The organism is Cupriavidus sp. HMR-1, from assembly GCF_000319775.1.
GTDB lineage: Bacteria > Pseudomonadota > Gammaproteobacteria > Burkholderiales > Burkholderiaceae > Cupriavidus > Cupriavidus metallidurans.
Map to the genome: position 1 here is coordinate 1 of NZ_ANKP01000191.1, position 3,269 is coordinate 3,269.

A 3,269-nucleotide genomic window follows, 5' to 3' on the forward strand; every position below is an offset into this window, starting at 1 on the left:
GGGAACCGCCGCGGGTGCCGGGGCGGTGGCCGGTGCGACCACCGGAGGGACGACCGGGGACGTCGACGATTGGCCGCCGCTCGACCCGATCCACACACCGGCGATCACCACCACCAGGGCGGCAAGACCGATCCCGGCCGGCTTGGCGAAGCGGGCCAGGCTCTCGCGGCCCTTGGAGGCCGCCGGGTTCGCCCAAGACATGTCGTGGGCGTCCTTCCGGGGCGAGACGGCGGCGACGTGAGCGTGGTTGGCCATTTTGGCCAGATTCACCCCGCCGTGGTCCACCAGCTCACCCAGGCTTTCGAGAAGCTCAGCCGGGGCATTGCCGGAGGCAACGAGCTGCGCGTGCGTGGCCATCAAGGCCTCCACGGCCTGCTTGTACACCCCACCGGCGACGGCGCGCGTCTTGGTGTCCTGGGCCTGCTCGTAGGCCTTTGCTGCCGCCTGCAGCACCTTGCTTTCGTTGAGCGACTTGTCGATCAGCGGACCGATCGCGATCAGACGCTGAGCGTGCGCAGCAACGTTGGACGCATCCAGGACCAACTGCTCGGCCTGTTGCACCTTGTCGGGGTCCGGCTCCAGGATTTCCTGGGTGTAGTTCGCGAGCGATTCGCGCAGGGCCTTCATCGCGGCTTCGACATCGCTCACGAGGTTGGGCAGATCGATCCGCGGGGCTCCATTGATGGCCACCATCGCTTCGGCGACCCAAATGCAGTTGTCGAGCAGTTCGGCGGTCATGCGCCGCGCCACGTCGCTCATGGGGGCGGTCGGCTCGGAATCCGACGTGCGTTGCGACACCACGGCCGCGGCCGTCGGGGCCTCGGTGTTCGAGCTCGGAGGAGGCAGGCTCTCGTCCTCCTCGATGTCGTCGACGATGGACGCGGGCTGGGCCTGCGGTGCCTGGACCTGCGACGCCGCAGGGGCGTGGGCGGCCGGTGCAGCAGCGGCGGCGTTGCCCGTCATCCCGTCGAGCATGGCAAGCGGATCCTCCGCCGCACTGTCCGTGACCACCTCCGCTTCGACGGTCGGCGCAGCTTGAGCGGCCGGAACCGCCTGGGGTACGACGCTCGCGCTTTGCTGCGCATTCAGAACCATCGTATCGACGTGCTGGGCATCCTTTTCGATCGCGTCACGCAGGGCGTTGAGCCGCTCGGTGATCTGGACTTCGGCCTCGATGGCCTGGTCAGCGTCCACGACCTCGTCGGGCTGGCTGAACCGCTCGGTCGGCTCGCACCCGGCCGCTTCAGCCGCATCGACCGCTTTGTTCCACGCCAGGCGGGCGTCCCGATAGTCCGTCTTGGCGTCGTTGGCACTTTTGAGCTTGGCCTGAAGCTGCGTGTCTTCTGCGAACGCAACGGTCATCTGCCCGGCGGGCTGCTTGCGCAGTTCGGCCATGAGCTGGCCGGCCTGTTCCAGGCTCAGGTTCTTGATGAAGATCGTGGTGAGCTGGCGCTGCACTTTGTTGAACGCATCGAGGGTCTTTTGCGCGGCCTCGACGTAGCCCTGTGCGGCCCACTTCACGTGCACCGCGGCGGTACCCAGGTCGTCCCAGGCGTAGCTGACCGAGGTTTCCAGCGCTTTCTTGTCCATCGTCTGTCTCCTCCAGAGATGTTGGAATGGGGCAGGGCGACCGGCAGGCCGCCCTGGACGTCCGGTCGATCAGACGGACGGGATCGGCGTCAGCTCGAGCTTGGCCTTTGCGGGCGAGGTGACGGTGTGCACCATGTAGGAAGCGGTCTTGTTGCCGTTCGGGATGGCAGCGTCCAGGATCCCCCGGACCCAGTTCGCGTCACGCGCCATCACGTACACACCGATGGTCACCGGCTTGTCGGACTTGCTGGCCAGCTCACCGGCCTTGCTGATCAGGGCGGCGACGCGCGGATCGTGGGACTTCATCCCGGCGGGCGGCAGGCCCACGATGGTCTTGTCCCAGGCCGGGATTTCCTTGCTGGTGGGCTTCCCGTCCTTGTCCTGGTCGTGGACCAGCTTGGTCGACACGATCGCCTGCTGCTGCGCGTTCATGGCGATCAACTGATCCTGCATCGCCTTGGCTCCCGCACGGGCGTTGTCGAGCTGCTTCTGCACCGAGGCGGCGTAGCTCATGTAGCCCAGGGCGAGACCGCCGGCGCCGCAGCCCATCGCAGCCGCTTCCAGGGGGTGACCGGTGAAAGCACCGATCGCCGCGCCGACAGCAGCACCACCGGCGCAACCGATGATCGCGCCACCAGTGGCCGCCGCACCGCTCTGGTTGGAAATGCCGAGGTGGTCACCCAGGGATTGGCCAGCGCCGGTGAGGGTCGTGCAACCGGTGGTGCCGAGGGACAGCGCCGCGGCGATGGCCACCGGGGTGGCGACGGTTTTCAAACGATGGGACATGGGGGCATCCTCCTGAACGTTAGGGCCTTGCGGGGCCGATCCCACACATCTAGCAGCTTCAGGGGGTATGTCAATCCGTGCCCTGGCACGGATTAAAACACCTGAAAAAGGTGGGCGATCCGGCTCCGCCCCGTCACCAGGGGAAGGGGAAAACGGGAACGACGGGCGCAAAAATGCCCCGGGGGTGAACCCGGGGCAGGGTCCTGCCCATGCCGGACAGGGCGGGAGGAGACATTGCGGATCAGCGGCGGCGCTCGTACTCGTCGTCAAGGCTCAGCTTCAACTCGCGGCGCTTGCCAAGATCCTGCGCAGGGCCCGTCTGGGTCTGGCTCACGCCTTGCGCCTGGTTCACCGGCGGCAGGCCCAGGCGTGCACGCTGCGCGGCTTCGGCCTTCGGCCCGCGCAGCTCGAGGCTTTCCCACAACTGCTTCGCCGCGTCGCTGTTCTCGCGGACACGGTCGTTGTGCTCGTGGACCTGCGGGGCCAGCGGCTTGTTCGGATCCACCACGATGGGCGCCGCGTCCTTCCGGTCCTGCGTGGCAGCGCCACCGGTCCAGGACATGAGGCTGTCCAAGGTCTTCGCGGTGCCGGTGACCTGCTGCTGCGGCGCTTGCATGCCCGACTGGCACGGCGGCAGCAGCTTGGCCTCGCGCTCGACGATGGGGCGCTCGGCCTGCTGGGTCGGCGCGGCGGGGGCACCCACCACGCGGACCGGTTCGCGGTCCCCTCCGGTCCACGACATGAGGCTGTCCAGAGCCTTGGCGGTGCCGTCGACCTCCTGCTGCGGTGCCTGCACGTTGGCCTGGCCCGGGGGCAGGAGCTTCGCTTCGTGCTCGGCGATCGGACGGTCGGCCTGCTGGGCCGGCTCCGCCACCGCGCGGGCGGACTCGCGG

General features: G+C 68.1%; 2 protein-coding genes and 1 pseudogene. All 3 read right to left on the reverse strand.

Annotated features, from left to right (window positions below; all coding sequences use genetic code 11):
- Nucleotides 1–1,590 (reverse strand): hypothetical protein (locus D769_RS19980; protein ID WP_008648829.1); only part of this gene is annotated, 1,590 nt, incomplete at its 3' end.
- A 69-nt stretch (nt 1,591–1,659) separates the two neighbouring features.
- Nucleotides 1,660–2,376 (reverse strand): hypothetical protein, encoded by a 717-nt coding sequence (locus tag D769_RS19985; RefSeq protein ID WP_008648831.1) that lies wholly within the window; start codon nt 2,374–2,376, stop codon nt 1,660–1,662.
- A 241-nt stretch (nt 2,377–2,617) separates the two neighbouring features.
- A pseudogene (locus tag D769_RS32425) lies at nt 2,618–3,269 on the reverse strand (hypothetical protein); the annotation flags it as partial.